The organism is Agromyces sp. NSFZ (assembly GCF_056156205.1).
Genome location: NZ_CM149585.1, coordinates 4,165,602 through 4,183,027 on the forward strand (window position 1 = coordinate 4,165,602; position 17,426 = coordinate 4,183,027).

Below are 17,426 nucleotides of genomic sequence, written 5' to 3' on the forward strand. Positions count from 1 at the left end.
CCGAGCCGTCCCGGCCGGCCGGGATCCCGCAGGACCTTCGACTCGGCGACGGAGCCCGGGACGGGGTAGCGTTCCCTGCGCACGATTGAGGGGACGGCATCATGGGCAACCCTGGAGACGACGGCATCCGCGAGCTCGAGGTGCGGATCCCCGATCGCGGCGTCGAGTTCGCCGCCACGATGGCCGTGCCGTCCGAGCCGGCCGGATTCGTCGTGTTCGCCCACGGCAGCGGCAGCAGCCGGCACAGCCCGCGCAACCGGTTCGTCGCCGAGACCCTTCAGCACGCCGGTTTCGGCACGCTCCTCGTCGACCTCCTCGCCGTGCAGGAGGAGGCCGACCGGGCGAACGTGTTCGACATCGACCTCCTCGCCGACCGCCTCGTCACGGCGGTGCGCTGGCTCGGCGAGCAGCCCGAGGCTGCGCGGCATCCGGTCGGCTTCTTCGGCGCGAGCACCGGCGCAGGGGCCGCGCTCGTGGCCGCCGCCGATCCGATGGTGGACGTCGCAGCGGTCGTGTCCCGCGGCGGGCGACCCGACCTCGCCGGGCCGAAGCTGGCCGGCGTGCGGGCGCCCACGCTCCTCATCGTCGGCGGGGACGACCGGCAGGTCATCGAACTCAACCGCATCGCGCTCGCGCAGCTCACCTGCCCTGCGGAGCTCGAGATCGTGCCGGGCGCCACGCATCTCTTCGAGGAGCCCGGCACGCTCGAGCAGGTGGCCGAGCTCGCGCGCGACTGGTTCCTGCGGCACATCGGATCCGCGGCGTGACCGGCTCCGTCGCCGTTCGTCGAGACCCGGCGGGGCTGTACCGCTTCATGTACCTCTCGATCGGCGCGGCCGTCCTGACCATCGCGCTCAAAGCCACCGCCGCCCTCATCACCGGATCGGTCGGCCTGCTTTCGGATGCACTGGAGTCGAGCGTCAACCTCGTCGCCGCGGTGCTCGGGCTCATCGTGCTGCGCGTGGCGGTGCGCCCGCCCGACCCGACGCACCAGTTCGGGCACGGCCAGGCCGAGTACCTCTCGGTCATGGCCGAGGGGGCGATGATCGTCATCGCGGCGGCGGCGATCATCTGGAGCGCGCTCCAGCGCCTGCTGCACCCCGCACCACTCGACCTGCCCGGCCTCGGACTCGTCCTCGCGACCGCGGCATCCGTCGTGAACCTCGTCGTCGGCCTGGTGCTGCAGCGCGTCGGCCGCCGACGGCGGTCGATGACGCTCGTGGCCGACGGCAAGCACCTGATGACCGATGTCTGGACCTCGGTCGGCGTGCTCGTGGGCATCGCACTCGTCGCCTTCACGGGCTGGGTCGTCCTCGACCCGATCATCGCCCTCCTCGTCGGCGCCAACATCCTCTGGACCGGGTACCGTCTGCTCCGGCGCTCGGTGAGCGGTCTGCTCAGCCGTGCGATCCCGCGGGAGGAACGTCGTCTGGTGGAGGATGCGCTCACCCGGTTCGCGTCAGCGCACGGCGTGGAGTTCGCGCCCATCCGCACCGTCGAACTGGGTCGTCGGCGCCTCGTCCAGGCGGTGATGCGAGTGCCGGGCGACTGGACCGTGGAGGTGGCGCACGACCTGGCTCGCGACCTCGAGGACACCGTCGAGGCGCTGCTCCCCGAGACGGAGACCATCGTGCACGTCGAGCCGCAGACCGTCGGCACCGACGGGACGCGGTGAGCTTCAGCGCGCGGTCGCGGGCAGGTTTCGGATGCCCCGGGGTGCCGATCCAGTCGACCGGCACCCCGGCGCGGCCGGGCCCCGCGGTCAGCCGGCGAGCATCGCCTCCATGCGCTCGATCTCGGCCGTCTGGCTCTCGACGATGGCCTCGGCGAGCGCCCGCACCTCGTCGTTGTCGGAGTCCTCGATCATGTGCGTCATCTGGATTGCGCCCTCGTGGTGCTCGATCATGCCCTCGAGGTAGAGCCGGTCGAACTCGGCCCCGGTGGCGTTCTCGAGGGCCGTCATGTCCTCGTCGCTCAGCATGCCGCCCATCCCCATGCCCATGTCGGACGGGGAGTGGCCCATCGACGTGCCGGCGCCGGCCTCGTCGAGCCACCCTTCCATCTGCTCGATCTCGGGCGCCTGCGCGTCGCGGATCTGCTGGGCGAGCTCCCGCACGTCGGGGTCGGTCGACCGTTCGAGCGCGAGGTCGGACATGTCGACGGCCTGCTGGTGGTGGGGGATCATCATCTGGGCGAACATGATGTCGCCGGGGCTGAACTCGTCGGAGTCGTAGGCGCCGCCCATCGGGCCCTGGCCCGACATGTGGTCGTCTCTGCCCCGGTCGTCATCCCCCGGGTTGCCGAGGTTGATCGTGCAGCCCGTCAGGGCGAGGCCTGCGGCGAGCGCGAGCGCGAGCGCGAGCGCGAGCGCGGCCGAGACGGCAGCGCGGTTCTTGCGTGTGAACATGGTGGTGCTTCCTTACATCGGTTGAGGGTCTCTCGGTGGCCGTCTGCGAACGAGCGGATGCCCCGCCCGCGCGCACGACGCGCATCACGTCCTCGAGATCCCCAAGCGGTGCAGGTCGACGTCGGTCGATGACCGGGCGCGCAGGTCACGCCGGTCCGCGGCAGCGGGCGCGCGTCTCGGTGGGATGCCTCGTGCCGGCAGCATGGGGCACCTGCGGGCGAACACGGCCAGCGACAGCACGGCCAGGCCCGCGACCAGCACGATCGCCCCGACCAGGCCGGTCTCGTCGCCCAACTCGCTCGACGGACCGGCCGAGGCGAGCGCCTCGATGAGGGTCGTGCCGGAGTGGCCCGCGTGGGCGGCATCCGAGGCATCCGACGCGAGCGCCGGAGTCGTCATCACGGTGCCGTCCGCCATGACGTGCGTCGCGGCATCCGACGCGGCGGGCGCGATGCAGACGGCGTGATACACCGGGGCGAGGGCGAGCAGGAGCGCCACCACGACCCAGGCGACGGTCGTGGCGATCCTCGGCGGATGGCCCATGAGGTCATGCTGCATCGCCCCCCTATGCGGACGCTGGGAGGCGCAACGAACGCTCACAGGACCTTCGGCTCGGGCTCGCGACATCCGCTGGACGTAGCGTGACGGCAGGACGCAGAGGGATCGGAGGCCGAGGATGCGCACCGACCGCATGGATGAGATCCGCGCGCTCGCGCGGCCACTCGTCACGACCGCAGACCTCGACCCGCTCGTCGACGCGGTCGGAGACGCGCGGTTCGTGACCGAGCCGTCAGGCTACTGAGGCCCAGGTACAGGATGGGAACAGGTCATGACCGCATCGTCGAACCCGACCGCGGAGCCGCCGTCGTCTGACGCGGCCGCACGACGCGCGGTGCGCAACGCGTGGATCTCGGTCGCCGCGATCCCGGTGGCGTTCGTGGCCGCGTTCGTCGTCGGCGAGGGCTCGGACGCACCGAGGCCCTCATCGCCGCGATCATCGGGATCGTCGCTGCAGCGTGGGCGATCATCGGCAACCTGCTGCCGCTGTTGTTCGCCTGATCGCCGTTCGATCGTCGGTGATCGTCGGTCGCTCAGGCCTGGCGCTCGAACGACCGCAGGTGGTTCTCGGAACCGGCCAGCAGCCGTTCGAGCACGTTCACCACGTCGGCTTCGTCCTCGGCGGCGATGGCCGCGCTGAGGTCCGTGATGTCCTTCTCCTCGATGAGGATGCCGACCTGGATGGCCTCCTCGAGGCTCGTCGACCCGCGCGCGATCAGCTCGTCGTACAGCGCCTGCAGGTCGGGGTCGGTGAAGACTCCGACCTCGGCTGAACGCGGATCGGTGATGCCGCGGTCGGCGAGGAGGGGAGCGACGAGCTCCTGGTGGGTGCTCTCGCTCTCGGCGATGTTGGCGAAGGTGCCGGTGCCCCACTGCTCGCCGAGCGTGACGTACACGTCGTGGGCGAGCTTCTCCTCCTCGATGAGGAACAGCAGGGCGGTGGTCGTGTCGTACGGTGCCGGCGCCTCGGGCTCGGGGGTGACGAGCGTGTCGGGGCCCGCTGCCTCGACGGGTGTCGCCGAGATCGTGGCCGGGGTGGCATCCGGAACCACCTGCGGGCTGTTCGCCAGCGCGATGACCGTGCCCACCCCGGCGAGCGCCAGGGCACCGGCCGTGACACCCCCGATGATGAGGGACTGCTTCTTCATGATCGTGCCTCCTTCGTTCGAGGCCGGCGCGTCGCGTCGGTCACTGCAACACCGTGTGGCGCTCGCCGCGCTTCGGCGGCACGTAGGTGCAGGTGTCGCCCGCGCAGAGCTGCGGCTTCTGCCTGCTGAACATTCGCTGGAGTTCGCAGCCCACGCAGATGCCGAAGGCGCTCTCGATGAAGAGCAGCCCCACGCAGACGCCGCACATCGCGAGCTGGATCTCGGCGGGGACGCCGAGGAAGCCCATGGCCGTGCACGAGACGAACGCGAGCACGAGTCCGATGATCCAGGCGAGCTTCTTCTGCTGCGCGCCGACCCATTCGGGCCGCTGGCGCCGCACGATGAGCGACCCGATGACGAGGCTCGGCGTGTTCCTCGTACCGACGAACAGCCGCATCGACATGTCGAGCAGGAACGTCATGCCGAACGCCCGCAGGAGCTGCAGGTCCCCGGTCAGCGCCCCCGTCATGACGGCGATGATCCCGAACAGGAACAGCAGGCCGGCGGATGCCCGGACCGCACGCTCGTTGACGACCGGGATGTCGATGCCATCGACGAACTCCCCGATGACCGGGCGGTCATCGGCGGAGGTCGCGAGCGTCGACACGGTTCGTCACCTCACTTCGAGAAGAGACGCGAGAAGAAGCCGGGCTCCTTCGCGTGCCCCTCGCAGCGCTGACTGCGCGGGACGCCTCGCATGACCTGGTCGACATGCTGGCCGCAGCCGGCCCACGTCGTCTTGCCGCACTTCCGGCACGTCACTGCACTGCACATGGATGTTCTCCTCGGGTTCGGTGGGGGTTCGGGGGCCGGGCTCGGCGACTACTCGTGAGAGCCGTCGCACCATTCCGCGGCGGGGACGTAGTCCTTCACGCTGTCCACGTGCTGGCCGCAACCGGCCCAGGTGGTCTTTCCGCAGGTGCAAGGAACGGGGCTGCACATGATGGGTTCTCCTCGGTGTGTTGGTGGGTGGGTGATGGGTGGATACGGTCTAGGTGACGAGCTCGGGAACCGCCGAACGCGCCTGCGTGCCGGCGCTCCAGGTCAGGTAGCCGCCGTCGAGGTTCACGGCCTCGCGGCCGAGCTGCGCGAGCAGTCGCACGGCGGTGTGGCCGCGCTGGCCGACCTTGCAGTGCACGATGAGGCGACCTTCGGGCAGTTCGCTCTGGCGAGACCGGATCTCATCGAGCGGGATGTTGATCGACCCGGGGATCGCGCCGTCCGCGACCTCGCCGCGGGTGCGCACGTCGACGAGGGTCGCGCCGGCGTCGAGCTCGGCCTCGAGCTCGTGCCACTGGATCGAGGGCGTGAGGCCCTCGGCCGCGTTGAGCGCGACGTAGCCGAGCATATTGACCGGGTCCTTCGCCGAGGAGAACTGCGGCGCATACGCCAGCTCCAGGTCGGCGAGCTCCGACGCCGTGATGCCGCCGGTCATGGCCGTGGCGATCACGTCGATGCGCTTGTCGACGCCGTCGCCCCCGACGCCCTGTGCGCCGAGGATCTCGTCGGTCGCGGCATCCACCACGAGCTTGAGCGACATCGACTCGGCACCGGGGTAGTAGCCGGTGTGCGAGGCGGGGTGGGTGTGGAAGACGCGGATGTCGCGACCGGTGCGGCGCAGCAGCTTCTCGTTCCAGCCGGTGGCCGCGATGGTGAGCCCCATCACGCCGACGACCGCCGTGCCGAGCGCGTCGCGCACGTGGATCCGCTTGCCGGTGATGGCGTCGGCCGCGAGGCGACCGTGGCGGTTCGCGAGGCCGGCGAGCGCGACGAGGCGCTGCTCGCCCGAGATCGCGTCGGTCTTCTCGACGGCGTCGCCGATGGCGAAGATGTGCGGGTCGCTCGTGCGCAGCTGGTCGTCGACCCGGATGCCGCCGCGCTCGCCGATCTCGAGGCCGGCGGCTGCGGCGAGGGAGGTGTCGGGACGCACGCCGATCGAGGCGAGCACGAACTCGGCGGAAACGACGGAGCCGTCGGAGAGGATCGCGGTGTCGGGACCGAGTTCGGTCACCTGCGTGCCCAGGCGGATGTCGACTCCGGCGGCGAGGAGTCGGTCGGCGACGGGGCCGGCCATCTCGGGGTCGAGGGGCGGCAGCACCTGGTCGCCGAGCTCGACGAGCGTCACGGCGAGGCCGCGGTGCACGAGGTTCTCGACCATCTCGAGTCCGATGAAGCCGGCGCCGATGACGAGCGCGCTGTTCGGCGCGATGGTGAGCTCGGCCATCGCGGCGTCGACGTCGTCGATGTCGCGGAGCGTGAGCATGCGCTCGCCGCCGGGGAGCGGCGGTCGCACCGGCGTGGCGCCGGGCGAGAGCACGAGTGCGTCGTACCGCTCGTGGGTCTCCGCGCCGCTGGTGAGGTCGCGGACGTGCACGGTCTTCGCGTCGCGGTCGATGGCGACGGCCTCGGTGCGCACGCGCACGTCGAGGTTGAAGCGGCTGTGCAACGAAGCCGGCGTCTGCAGGAGCAGGCTCTCGCGCTCCTCGATGACGCCGCCGAGGTAGTAGGGAAGGCCGCAGTTCGCGAACGAGACGTGGCCGCCGCGCTCGACTACCGTGATGTGGGCGCCCTCATCGAGCCGGCGCAGGCGGGTGGCGGCGGACATGCCGCCGGCGACTCCGCCGATGATGAGGTAGCGCTTCTGGGTCATGCGTCCATCGTACGGATACCCCGGGGGTATTGTCAAAATACCCTCAGGGTATGCGAAGGAAGGGGCGGTCACGCCGTGCGGATCGTCCCCATCATGCCGAGGTCCTCGTGATCGAGGATGTGGCAGTGATAGACCGTCTTGCCGGTGATGCCCTCGAACGCGATACGCACCACGGTGCGGCTCCTCGCGGGCACCTCCACCACGTCGCGCCAGTCGATGCCCTCGACGGGCCGGCCGGCGACCTGGAGGAGTTGCATCGGCCAGACGTGCAGGTGGAACGGATGATCCATGGGGCTCTGGTTCACGATCGTCCACTCCTCGAGGGCGCCGTGGGCGACCTCGGTGTCGATGCGCTCGTGATCGAACTCACGGCCGTCGATCGCGAATCGGATGCCTCCGGCGCCCGGGCCCATCGCGAGGGTGATGGTGCGCGTTCCCGTCATCTGCTCGCCGCGGAGGTCTCTCGTGGTCGGCAGGGGCACGGTGAGCTCGGGGGCCGTCACCTCCGCGCCCGCCACGGTCATCGTGAGCAGGTCGGCGCCCGTCGTCGCGCTCGGCGGACTTCCGAACGCACCCATGCCGCCCCGGTCGAAGGGCAGGGTCTGCAGCACGCTCGCCCCCTCCACAGCGGTCACCATGAGGTCGGCGCGGTTCCCCGGGGCGAGCACGAACTCCTCGACGTCGCGGGGCACCGCGTACCGACCGGCGTCGACGCCGAGCAGTTGCATGCGCTGACCGTCGAGCCGCAACCGGAGGAATCGCGACGGGCACGCATTCACGATGCGCCAGCGTTCCCGCTCCCCCGGCCTGGCGACCACCGTGGCGCCGAGCTGTCCGTTGACCGTGATGACATCTCCCTCGCGACCCAGCGTGCGCTCGGCAGCGGATGCCACGTGCACGACGTCGCCGTCGAACCCGATGTCGTGGATGACGAGGAGACGCTCGCGGGTGGCCGGGACCGGGTCCTCATCGTCGACGATGATCGCGCCGTACAGGCCGGCGAACAACTGCTCGGCCGTGGTGCCGTGATCGTGCGGGTGGTACCAGAACACGCCGGGTGGGTGGTCGCCGCCGAGCACGTACTCGTAGTCGAAGGCGGCCCCTGGCTCGATCCGCACGAAGACGTTGTCGCTGTTGCCCTCGGGCGAGACGACGAGGCCGTGCGTGTGCAGGTTGGTCGGCGCATCCAGCTCGCTGCGGAAGGCGAGCGAGATCCGGTCGCCCGGTCGCACCCGCAGGGTCGGGCCGGGAATGGTGCCGTTGAAGGTCAGCGCCCGCACCTGCCGACCCGCCACGACGACGTCAGTCAACGCCGCGGTGAGGGTGAGCTCGAGTCTGCCGTCGGAGCTCTGGAGCACTTCGGGCTCGGCGAGCGTCCCGAGGTCGACCGGTGGCGGCGAGGCAGTGGGCGACGCGGTCGTGTCGGGCCGCTCCGTCGTCGGAGACGGCACCGGCTCACCCTGCCCTCGACCCCACAGCAGGAGGCCGGCCCCGGCGAGCGCGGCCGCACCCACACCGACCCCACCCAGGATCAGCGCGTTCCGGCGCGTCACCGGCATCGCGGGGCGAGCGGGATCGGGCGTCGGGTTGACCTCGTCCATCGGGTCACCTCCGGCTGCAGACTATCGGCGGCGGTGCGGACCACCCGGGACCTTGGCCCCCACTACTCCTCCGCGTCCTGATCCCACTTGGTGCCCTCGAGGTCGCGGCGGAGGGTGCCCGTCACGTCGTCGACGGCGGCGCCGACCGTCGGCGCGAACCGCTCGGGCGGGAAGCGATCTTCGAGGCCGTAGGCCCTCAGCACGTCGATGACGGGGTCCTTCATCTCGGCGAGCACGAGCGTGATGCCGTGCGACCGGAGGAAGTCGTCGAGTTCCACGAGCTCGTCGATGGCGGTCGTGTCGACGTCGGTGATCGGCTCCGCGGCGAGGATGACGGTGTGGATGCCGGGCCCGGCGTCGCGCACGCGCGTGCGCACGAAGTCCTCGAAGATGCCGCCGTTGGCGAAGAACAGCGGCGCGTCGAAGCGTAGGATGAGCACTCCGGGAATCCGTTCGCCCTCGGGATATCGCGAGAGATCGTGGTAACCACGCAGACCGGTCACCCGTCCGAGCTCGGCGCGGTAGGGGCTCCACGAGTGGATCACGAACGCGAGCAGCGACAGGGCGATGGTGACGCCGATGCCCTCGAGCACGCCGAAGACGAGCACGCCGAGGAACGCCGCCGCCGAGAGCAGGGCGTCCATCCGGTCCATGCGCATGAGGCGGATGAACCCGCGCACGTCGATGAGACGGGCCGCGGCGGCGATGACGACCGCGGCGAGCGTGGCGGCGGGCAGGTACTCGGTGAGGCCGGGTACGAGCAGCATGAACGCGACGATGAGCACCGCACCCACCACCCCGGTGAGCTGCGACTTCGAGCCTGCTTGCTCCGCCACGGGCGTGCGCGACGCGGACGCCGAGATCGGGAATCCGCCGAACATACCGCCCGCGATGTTCGCGACGCCGATCGCCGCCATCTCGCCGCTGCCGCTCACGGTCTCGCCGCGCCTCGCCGCGAACGTGCGGGAGAGCACGGCCGTGTCGGTGAAGGCCACGAGGGCGATGCCGGCCGCGGGCAGGGCGAGCGCTGCGACATCCGCCCACTCCAGGCCGCCGAGGGCGGGTGCCGGAAGCCCCTGCGGCAGTGCGCCCACCACGGGCAGCGCTCCCGAGACGCCGAGGATGGCCGTGAGCGCGGTCGCCGCGATCACGGTGACGAGGACCCCCGGCACCGGGGACCGGAGCCACGTGAGCAGCACGATCACGGCCAGCGAGCCGACGCCGAAGGCGAGCGCGATCGGCTGGACTCCGCCGCGCGCGATGCCCTCGACGATCGAGACGACGTCGCGGAACAGCGAAGCCGAGTCGATCGAGAACCCGAGCAGCTTCGGCACCTGCGAGGTGATCACGAGCACGGCGACGGCGTTCAGGTAGCCGACCCTGATCGGCTTCGAGATGAGGTCGGTCACGAAGCCCAGGCGCAGGATGCCGCCGAGCAGCAGGATCGCGCCCACCATGATGGCCAGCAGCCCGGCGAGCGCGACGACCCGTTCGTCGTCGCCGAGCGCGAGCGGAAGGATCGCCGCGGCGATGATCGGCGCGAGCGCCGAATCCGGGCCCAGCACGAGGATGCGGCTCGGGCCGAACACCGCGTACGCCAGCAAGGGCACGATGGTCGCGTAGAGGCCCGTCTCGGGCGGAAGGCCCGCCACTTGGGCGTAGCCCATTCCGGCGGGGATGAGGAGCGCCGTGACGACGACCCCGGCCCGCAGGTCGGGCCAGAGCCAGTCGCGCCGGTAGTGCAACGCCGTCTCGACGCCGGGCGGCAGCCACCGCCTCCAACCCTTCGCGACCATGTCACTCCTCGCGCTCCATCATCGCGGATCGCGAGGTCGCCGCACAGGACGGCGGCGATGCCGCGCCGTGCGTGCGCATCGGCGCGGCGACGGATGTCACGCGGTGGCGGCTGCGGCGTCCTGTGCGTCGAGGGTCTTGCGCACCTCGTCCATGTCGAGGCCCTTCACCGCGGTGATGAGCTGCTCGAACTGCGCGGCGCCGAGCGCGCCGGGCTGGGAGAAGACGAGGATCTGGTCGCGGAAGGCCATCAGCGTCGGGATGGACGTGATGTTCGCGGCCGCGGCGAGCTGCTGCTCGACCTCGGTGTCGACCTTGCCGAACACGATGTCGGGGTACTGCTCGGAAGCGGCCTCGAAGACGGGTGCGAACATGCGACACGGACCGCACCACGCAGCCCAGAAGTCCACGAAGACGATGTCGTTGTCGGCGATCGTCTTCCCGAAGGACTCGACCGTCAGGTTGGTGGTTGCCATTGCTCTGCCTCTTGATGGTTCGGTGGGTCGGGATTCGACCCTCGTACCGAGTGTAGCAATACCCCCTGGGTATTTATTCCGAGCCTATTCCGACCGCCGGCGGGCGAGGAGTTCCCGCAGGCCGCGAGTGAGCTCGAGCGTCGCCAGTTCATCGGGTGCGGCCCAGCGCACCGCGTCGGCATCGTCGGCCGCGACCGGTACGCCGCCGCCGTACTCGGCGACGAAGCTGTGGATCTCGAAGACGCCGCCGTCGGGTGCGGCGCGCTCCATGACGACGGCCGGCGAGGCGACCCGCACCCGCAGGCCGGTCTCCTCGAGCACTTCGCGTGCGGCGGCATCCTCGAGGCGCTCACCGGGCTCGACGCGGCCGCCGGGCAGGGTCCATCGGCCCGCCTCGGGAGGCCTCGACCGCTGCACGAGCAGGATGCGGCCCGAGGCATCCGTCACCAGCGCACTCACCGCGAGCACTCGGCCCGCCGACGTGCCCTCGATCATCGCACGATCCGTTCCCGGCAGCGCAGGTTCGCGGCGAGCGTTCCATCCGCGAACGCGGCGAGGACGCCGACCGGGTGCTCCTCGGTGACCGAGTCGAGGGTCGCCCGTCCTCCGGCCACGATCGCGGTCGCCAGCACATCGGCGGTGACGATGTGCGGCGCGAGCACGGTCGCCTGCGTGATCACGTCGTGCGGGTCCGTGTGAGCGTGCGGCGGCGTGCTCCAGATGTGCGCGCCGCGCTCGCTCGTTCCCGACGTGGCCACGGCAGGCAGGTCGGGGTCGCAGCGCACGTTCGTCAGCAGGCGCACGCGATCGGCGGGATCGACGACGCCGGTCGCCCAGAACCCCCGCCGTGGCACTCCTGCCGTGAGCACGTCCCCGCCCGCGTTCACGCTGTACGCGTCGAACCCGGCCGACCGCAGCACCTCTCCCGCCGCCGCGATCGCCTCGGCCTTCACGACGCCCGAGAGGTCGACGACGCCGTCGGGCCGGTGCGGGGTGAAGGCGCCCCCGGTGCGATCACGCCAACCGACCGCCGCCGCATACACCTCACGTACCCCGCGGCTCGCTTCAGCCAGCCGAACCTCGCCGCGTGCGATGCGCGAGAGCTCCGAATCGCGCCGGTACAGGCTGAAGGTGCGCTCGAGGGCGTCGAAGACGTGGCGAGCCCCGGCGACCGCGTCATCGAGGCGGTCACGAGCGGCCGGGGCATCCGCCTGCTCGACGACTCGGACGCTCACGGTGGTGCCCATGGCGACGAAGGTGTGCACGCCCATCGCCGGCTACCCCGTGAACCCGGCCGCGTCGAGGGCGGATTGCACCGACGTGCGATAGGCCTCAGAGGTGAACGTGGCACCCGTCACGTTCTCGACCGCGGTCGACTGCGCCGCGAGGATCTCCTCGCGCAGGATCGGCGCGGCGCGGGCGCTCACCTCCACCGACGTCTCGCTCGAATCCGTGAGCTTCAGTGCGATGACCTCGGCGATCGCGTCACCGTCGATGACGACCTGCACCTGGACTGCGCCGTACTTCGTCTCGATGACCGCCCCGTCGATCGTCACCGGACCTGGCGCGGCGGTCGGGGCATCCGTCGCCTCGCCGGTCGCCCCGCCCGTCGGCTGCGGAACCGTCGGCGGCGCCGCCGTCGGCGCAACCTCGGCGGGAGCCAGGAGACCCGCGCCCACGAGCCATCCGGCACCGAGCGTCACGGTCGAAGCGGAGACGAGGATCACGGCACTCGATCGTCGCATCACCAGTTGAACCTCTCGGTGTGTATCTGCCGTCGCCGAAGCCCCGCGGAACGAGCGTCGGCGATCACGAGCTCCGCCCAGACCGCCGGCCCGCAGACGTACACGTCGGCCGCGGCGAGATCGGGCACGAGCGTCGCGAGCGATTCGTCGGCCAACCCATCGGGAAGCCACGTGCGCACGCGCGTCGCCGGCGGGCCGACGATCTCGAGCAGGCGAACCGACGGGTGCGCTCGCATCGCCTCGAATTCTCGCCGGAGGTAGAGCTGGCTGTCCTCGTTCGCCCTGAGGATCACCGTCACCCTGCGCGCCCTCGTCACCATGCCATCGGCGATTGCGCGGATCGGGGTGATGCCGATGCCGGCTCCGAGCAGCACGGCATCGGGGCTGGTGCGGGTCGCGGTCGTGAAGAGCCCGTACGGCCCCTCGAAGAACACGGGAGTCCCCGGCTTCATGGTGAGCACGCGTCGGCTGTCGTCGCCGAGGTCGCGCACCGTGATGCGAAGGTTCCGCCCGTCGGGGGCCGCCGAGAGCGAGTACGGATGCCCCTCCCAGCGCAGCCCTGGCGACCAGAACCGCCAGATGAAGTACTGTCCGCCGAGACCATGCAGGTGGTCGAGGTCGTGGCCGGTCATGATGACGGATGCCACGCCCGGCGCCTCGTGGACCACCTCCACCACTTGCAACCGGTACCGCGCATTGCGGGCGAGCGGAAGCATGATGCGGAAGATCAGGATGGCCCCGAGCACGCCGAATGTGACCGCGAGCCAGTACCCCCTCGCCCACGTGCCCTCGGCGAACAACCCGCCCTGCGAGAACTGGTGCGGCAGGGCGAGGAGCACCGCGGCGTAGGTCACGAGGTGCACCAGGTACCAGAACTCGTGCGTCACCACGCGGCGCACGATGGCGATCGACGTCGCGACGACGAGGATGAAGCCGGCGAGCGCGGCGAACGCCTGGGGCAGATCCTGCATCGACGTGAGCATGGACACGCCCTGGGCGATGGGGTCGCGGCCGAGGGCCAGGCCGTATCCCCACATCAGGAGGAGCGCGTGCGCGAGGAGGAGATACAGGGCGGGCTTGCCGAGCCAGCGGTGCGCGGCCAGCGTACGGTCGGTGCCGAAGGCCCGGTCGAGCAGCGGGATCCGAGCGACCAGCAGGAGCATGATGAACACGACGTTGCCGCCGACGAGCCCGGCGACGATGCCGAGGCCGGTGGGCACATCGCGCAGGTGGGTGAAGTACGTGGCTCCGCCGTCGGCGAGGAAGAGGGCCAACACCACGACGGTCGAGAACCACGCGAGGCCCTCGAGGAGGTCGGCGAGGCGCAGGCGGTTCCGGTGCCGGCGCTGCAGCAGTGCGAGCGGCGGCATGGACGGTTCACGTGCATCGGCGGCCACGCCGGACATCTCGCCTCCCCCAAGCGGTCGAGCGGACTTGGCGTCATCCTACGACGGGCGTCGTCGCGACCGTGAGCCACCTCACACTGCGATTCCGGCGCGCCGACGATACTGGGGACATGACCACGTCCCGCGTCGCCACCTTCCATCCCGCGTGGGGAGCGGTCGCGATGACGTCGAGCGGCGTCACGCTCGTCTCGCTCCTCGACCCGTGGCCAGGCACCGGCGTCGACAACGTCGTGGGCGCGGTGACGCTCGCGCTCGCCCTGATCGTCGCGATCGCCCTCACCGTGGAGCTCGCCCGGCACTGGGAGCTGGCATGGCTCGGCGTCGCGGGCGCCGTGCTCTGGATCGTGCTCATCGTCGCCTTCGCGGCGGCGACCGTCGTGACGCTGGTGCGCCTGCGATCGGGAGCGATCTTCCATCGCTGAGGCGCGCCGGCGTCTCAGCGATGATCCTTTGAAAATACCCCCGGGGTATTTCTGTTATCGTGGATGCGTCGTCCTGAACCCCGCATGCAAGGAATCCCCGCTCATGAAGCTCCTCTCCCGCCTGCTCGCCCCCCTCGCCGTGGCCTTCGCCGTCGTCTTCGGCGTCGCGGCCTGTGCCCCCACGACTGAGTCGATCGAGGTGACGGCCGATACCGTCGTCATCGACGTGCGCACGCCCGCCGAGTACGCCGAGGGCCACCTCGACGGCGCCGTGAACCTCGACGTGCAGTCGCCCGAGTTCGACTCCCTCGTCTCGCAGCTGCCCACCGATGGCGAGTACGTCGTCTATTGCCGATCGGGCAACCGCTCGGCCGCCGCGATCGACCGCATGGAGACCCTCGGGTTCACGTCGCTCGTGAACGCCGGCGGGGTCGACGCCGCGTCGAGCGCGACCGGGATCCCGATCGTCAAGTGAGTCGAATGGTCCGCGTGCCGCTCGCCGAGCTGCGGTCCTGGCCTCCCTCGCGCGGGTGGATCGCGGTCGGAGCGGGGTTCGGAGCGGCCGCGCTGCTCGTCGTGACCGGAGGTCTCACGACCTCGGCCGCGACCGTGCCGTGGTGGACGTGGGTGATCATCGCGGCCGGCGCGGCGGTGTTCGGACTCGTCGTCGCCACCTTCCGCGGAGCGCCGGTCGGCGCCGAACCCGTCGTCTGCGACCTGCGCTGGCCCGTGCTCGGGTTCGTGGGGCTGTCGCTCGCGACCGAGCAGGTCACCGCCGTGCCGATGATCGACCCGCTCGTGCGGCCCGTCGTCGCACTCGCGGCGCTCGCCGTGCTGGTCTACGGGCTCGTCGACCGGATGTCCCGCGAGCGCCGCATGATCGCCGAACGGCGGCGTCTCGAGGCCGGCGGCGAGTCGGCCGAGGGCATCACCTGCACCACGTGCCCGCCGCTGTTCCCCGTCACTCGCCGCTGACGGCGAGCTCCGCGAGCGCCTGCACCCCGCCGGCCCGGTAGCTCTGCCAGTCGCGGCTCTCGCCGCCCCCGGGAATGGGCCGCTGCTCCCAGTCCGCCCGCAGTCCCGCCGCGGCATCGGTGATCTCCTCCGGGCTCGAGTCCGCGTCGATCCGGCGCAGCAGCTCGCCCAGCGCCGCGATGCGCCCCTCGTGGAACTTGCCGGCGGGATACGAGCGGCCGTCCTTGGCGATGGCGCATGCCGAGGTGTCGCCGAGGAGCATCGACAACTCCTCCGCGGCCGCGAGACGGCGGCGCTTGATGTCAGCGCGACCGATCACGTCGCCCCCGTTCGCCTCGCCCCCGTTCACATCGCCCATGTCGCCCGGCCTCACGGCGTGATGATATCGAACGACGGGTCGCCCGTGTCGAGGACGCCGACCATGGTCTGCAGCGCCGACGCGTCGCCGCTGAGCTCCAACCCCGGCGAGGTGGTGTCGCCGCCGAGGAGGGCGATGAGTCGCCGTTTCGTGGTGGTGACCGTGAGGTCGGCGGATGCGGCATCCGCTGCCCGCTCGACGTAGACGAGCACGCCGTTGCGCAACGTCAGGCGGTAGTTCGACTCGAGGTCGGTGAAGGTGAAGTCGAGCGCGAGCCGGAGATCCCATGCGGCCGGCCCGTCGACCGAGATCGCGATCGAGTCGAAGAGCTGCTCGGGGCTGAGCTGCACGAGGATGGCCGACGAGTTCGTCCCGGTCGGCGTGCCGAAGTTGCCGAGGCGCAACTCGGTCGCCCCCGAGAGGAAGAAGTTCCGCCAGGTGCCGTTCTCGGAGCCGTATGCCAGCTGTTCGAGGGTGTCGGCGTAGAGCTCACGGGCGTCCGCGTGCCGCTCGTCGACGAACACCGCGTGGTCGAGCAGCGTCGCGGCCCAGCGGTAGTCGCCGGCCTCGAACGCGGCACGGGCGACCTCGACCACACGATCGATGCCGCCGATGGCGTCGACGTAGCGCATCGCGAGTTGCGTCGGCGTGTGGGCCCAGAGCCTGGCCGGATTGCCGTCGAACCAGCCCATGTAGCGCTGGTAGATCGCCTTCACGTCGTGACTCACCGAGCCGTAGTAGCCCCGCGCGTTCCATGCGCGTTCGAGCACCGGGGGCAGCTCGATCATCTCGGCGATCTCGGTGCCGGTGTGGCCCTTGTTGAGGAGCCGCAGCGTCTGGTCGTGGAGGTACGCATAGAGGTCGCGTTGGGTCGCGAGGAACTCCGCGACCTTCTCGCGGCCCCAGGTCGGCCAGTGGTGCGAGGCGAAGACCGTGTCGGTGCGGTCGGCGAATCGCTCGATCGCCTCGGTGAGGTACCCCGACCAGACGTGCGCGTCGCGCACCAGGGCGCCGCGCAGTGTGACGAGGTTGTGCAGGGTGTGGGTGGCGTTCTCGGCCATGCAGAGCGCACGGAACCGCGGGAAGTAGAAGTGCATCTCGGCCGGCGCCTCCGATCCCGGGGCCAGCTGGAACTCGATCTCCACCCCGTCGACGATGTGGGTCTCCCCGGTCGCCCTGATGTCGAGCGTCGGCACGACGAGTCCGACGTCGCCGGTCGACGTCGTCTGTCCGAGGCCGGCACCCACCTGCGATCGGGGTCCGCGCTCGAGGACGGCTCCGTACATATAGCCGGATCGCCGCGTCATCGCCGTGCCCGCGTACACGTTCTCCTGCACCGCGTGCGTGAGGAACCCCTCCGGCGCGATCACGACGACCCGCCCGGCGTCGACGTCGGCCTGTGTCGTCACGCCGAGGACCCCGCCGAAGTGGTCGATGTGGCTGTGCGTGTAGATCACGGCGACCACTGGACGGTCGCCCCGGTGGGTCCGGTAGAGGCCGAGCGCCGCGGCCGCGGTCTGCGTCGAGATGAGCGGGTCGATGACGATCACCCCGGAGTCGCCCTCGACGAACGTGACGTTCGACAGGTCGAGTCCGCGCACCTGGTAGATGCCGGGGACCACCTCGAAGAGCCCCTGTCTCGCAACGAGCTGCGACTGCCGCCAGAGGCTCGGATGCACCGTGGTCGGCGCTTCGCCGTCGAGGAACGAGTAGCTGTCGCCGTCCCACACGACGCGTCCGTCGGCGGCCTTCACCACCCCGGGCTCCAGCGCGCCGAGGAAGCCACGGTCCGCGTCGGCGAAGTCCGCGTCGTCGCCGAACGGCAGCGACTCCAGCGCTGCCCGGTGGGCCGCCTCGATGGCCGGTTCGGCCGGTTTTGCCTGCAT

General features: G+C 70.8%; 22 protein-coding genes. 7 read left to right on the plus strand and 15 right to left on the minus strand.

The window, feature by feature from the left end:
• Nucleotides 1-101: 101 nt before the first annotated feature.
• Entirely contained in the window at nucleotides 102-767 is a 666-nt protein-coding gene (locus tag ACVFI9_RS19885) for a dienelactone hydrolase family protein (protein ID WP_474763906.1), read from the plus strand.
• Nucleotides 764-1,675, plus strand: a complete 912-nt coding sequence (locus tag ACVFI9_RS19890; protein WP_474763907.1) for a cation diffusion facilitator family transporter — start codon at nucleotides 764-766, stop codon at nucleotides 1,673-1,675. Before ACVFI9_RS19885 ends, ACVFI9_RS19890 begins: the two co-directional genes overlap by 4 nt.
• 87 nt (nucleotides 1,676-1,762) lie before the next feature.
• Here the strand turns inward: ACVFI9_RS19890 and ACVFI9_RS19895 are convergent, their stop codons facing one another.
• A complete protein-coding gene (locus tag ACVFI9_RS19895; protein ID WP_474763908.1) occupies nucleotides 1,763-2,407 on the minus strand; it encodes a DUF305 domain-containing protein in 645 nt (214 codons plus the stop codon).
• An 84-nt stretch (nucleotides 2,408-2,491) separates the two neighbouring features.
• The gene (locus tag ACVFI9_RS19900) at nucleotides 2,492-2,965 is read right to left on the minus strand and encodes a hypothetical protein (RefSeq protein ID WP_474763909.1); all 474 of its coding nucleotides are present in this window, start codon (nucleotides 2,963-2,965) and stop codon (nucleotides 2,492-2,494) included.
• Between the two features lie 118 nt (nucleotides 2,966-3,083).
• Between ACVFI9_RS19900 and ACVFI9_RS19905 the strand changes: the two genes are divergently transcribed.
• Nucleotides 3,084-3,209, plus strand: coding sequence for a hypothetical protein (locus ACVFI9_RS19905; RefSeq protein ID WP_474763910.1), 126 nt, complete (start codon nucleotides 3,084-3,086; stop codon nucleotides 3,207-3,209).
• A 101-nt stretch (nucleotides 3,210-3,310) separates the two neighbouring features.
• Nucleotides 3,311-3,466: a hypothetical protein gene (locus tag ACVFI9_RS19910; RefSeq protein ID WP_474763911.1), complete on the plus strand. Its 156-nt coding sequence runs from the start codon at nucleotides 3,311-3,313 to the stop codon at nucleotides 3,464-3,466.
• Between the two features lie 32 nt (nucleotides 3,467-3,498).
• Here the strand turns inward: ACVFI9_RS19910 and ACVFI9_RS19915 are convergent, their stop codons facing one another.
• The 11 genes from ACVFI9_RS19915 to ACVFI9_RS19965 form a co-directional block, all read right to left on the minus strand.
• A complete protein-coding gene (locus tag ACVFI9_RS19915) occupies nucleotides 3,499-4,113 on the minus strand; it encodes a DUF2202 domain-containing protein (protein WP_474763912.1) in 615 nt (204 codons plus the stop codon).
• Between the two features lie 40 nt (nucleotides 4,114-4,153).
• Nucleotides 4,154-4,720 (minus strand): DUF4395 domain-containing protein, encoded by a 567-nt coding sequence (locus tag ACVFI9_RS19920; RefSeq protein ID WP_474763913.1) that lies wholly within the window; start codon nucleotides 4,718-4,720, stop codon nucleotides 4,154-4,156.
• An 11-nt stretch (nucleotides 4,721-4,731) separates the two neighbouring features.
• On the minus strand, nucleotides 4,732-4,887 hold the full coding sequence (locus ACVFI9_RS19925) for a hypothetical protein (protein ID WP_136708963.1): 156 nt from the start codon (nucleotides 4,885-4,887) through the stop codon (nucleotides 4,732-4,734).
• Between the two features lie 217 nt (nucleotides 4,888-5,104).
• Nucleotides 5,105-6,763 carry an FAD-dependent oxidoreductase gene (locus ACVFI9_RS19930; protein ID WP_474763914.1) on the minus strand — a complete coding sequence of 553 codons (1,659 nt, stop codon included), beginning with the start codon at nucleotides 6,761-6,763 and terminating at the stop codon, nucleotides 5,105-5,107.
• A 68-nt stretch (nucleotides 6,764-6,831) separates the two neighbouring features.
• Nucleotides 6,832-8,364 (minus strand): multicopper oxidase family protein, encoded by a 1,533-nt coding sequence (locus ACVFI9_RS19935; RefSeq protein WP_474763915.1) that lies wholly within the window; start codon nucleotides 8,362-8,364, stop codon nucleotides 6,832-6,834.
• 62 nt (nucleotides 8,365-8,426) lie between these two features.
• Nucleotides 8,427-10,160, minus strand: a complete 1,734-nt coding sequence (locus tag ACVFI9_RS19940; protein WP_474763916.1) for a SulP family inorganic anion transporter — start codon at nucleotides 10,158-10,160, stop codon at nucleotides 8,427-8,429.
• 96 nt (nucleotides 10,161-10,256) lie between these two features.
• Nucleotides 10,257-10,634, minus strand: a complete 378-nt coding sequence (trxA, locus tag ACVFI9_RS19945) for a thioredoxin (RefSeq protein ID WP_474763917.1) — start codon at nucleotides 10,632-10,634, stop codon at nucleotides 10,257-10,259.
• An 84-nt stretch (nucleotides 10,635-10,718) separates the two neighbouring features.
• On the minus strand, nucleotides 10,719-11,129 hold the full coding sequence (locus ACVFI9_RS19950; protein ID WP_474763918.1) for an NUDIX hydrolase: 411 nt from the start codon (nucleotides 11,127-11,129) through the stop codon (nucleotides 10,719-10,721).
• A complete protein-coding gene (locus ACVFI9_RS19955) occupies nucleotides 11,126-11,905 on the minus strand; it encodes an FAD:protein FMN transferase (RefSeq protein ID WP_474763919.1) in 780 nt (259 codons plus the stop codon). Before ACVFI9_RS19955 ends, ACVFI9_RS19950 begins: the two co-directional genes overlap by 4 nt.
• A 6-nt stretch (nucleotides 11,906-11,911) precedes the next feature.
• Complete coding sequence (locus ACVFI9_RS19960; RefSeq protein WP_474763920.1) at nucleotides 11,912-12,379, minus strand: FMN-binding protein; 468 nt, start codon at nucleotides 12,377-12,379, stop codon at nucleotides 11,912-11,914.
• Nucleotides 12,379-13,776: a ferredoxin reductase family protein gene (locus ACVFI9_RS19965; RefSeq protein WP_474763921.1), complete on the minus strand. Its 1,398-nt coding sequence runs from the start codon at nucleotides 13,774-13,776 to the stop codon at nucleotides 12,379-12,381. The genes ACVFI9_RS19960 and ACVFI9_RS19965 overlap by 1 nt, the downstream gene beginning before the upstream one ends.
• A 119-nt stretch (nucleotides 13,777-13,895) precedes the next feature.
• Between ACVFI9_RS19965 and ACVFI9_RS19970 the strand changes: the two genes are divergently transcribed.
• The 3 genes from ACVFI9_RS19970 to ACVFI9_RS19980 all read left to right on the plus strand — a co-directional run bounded on the left by ACVFI9_RS19970 (nucleotide 13,896) and on the right by ACVFI9_RS19980 (nucleotide 15,182).
• Nucleotides 13,896-14,207: a hypothetical protein gene (locus tag ACVFI9_RS19970; protein ID WP_474763922.1), complete on the plus strand. Its 312-nt coding sequence runs from the start codon at nucleotides 13,896-13,898 to the stop codon at nucleotides 14,205-14,207.
• 103 nt (nucleotides 14,208-14,310) lie between these two features.
• Nucleotides 14,311-14,682, plus strand: a complete 372-nt coding sequence (locus ACVFI9_RS19975) for a rhodanese-like domain-containing protein (RefSeq protein WP_474763923.1) — start codon at nucleotides 14,311-14,313, stop codon at nucleotides 14,680-14,682.
• Between the two features lie 14 nt (nucleotides 14,683-14,696).
• Nucleotides 14,697-15,182, plus strand: coding sequence for a hypothetical protein (locus ACVFI9_RS19980; RefSeq protein ID WP_474763924.1), 486 nt, complete (start codon nucleotides 14,697-14,699; stop codon nucleotides 15,180-15,182).
• Here ACVFI9_RS19980 and ACVFI9_RS19985 read toward each other — a convergent pair.
• Both ACVFI9_RS19985 and ACVFI9_RS19990 read right to left on the minus strand, forming a co-directional pair.
• Nucleotides 15,169-15,555 (minus strand): hypothetical protein, encoded by a 387-nt coding sequence (locus tag ACVFI9_RS19985; protein WP_474763925.1) that lies wholly within the window; start codon nucleotides 15,553-15,555, stop codon nucleotides 15,169-15,171. The two genes, ACVFI9_RS19980 and ACVFI9_RS19985, sit on opposite strands and share 14 nt — an antisense overlap.
• Nucleotides 15,552-17,426 carry an alkyl/aryl-sulfatase gene (locus tag ACVFI9_RS19990; RefSeq protein ID WP_474763926.1) on the minus strand — a complete coding sequence of 625 codons (1,875 nt, stop codon included), beginning with the start codon at nucleotides 17,424-17,426 and terminating at the stop codon, nucleotides 15,552-15,554. The genes ACVFI9_RS19985 and ACVFI9_RS19990 overlap by 4 nt, the downstream gene beginning before the upstream one ends.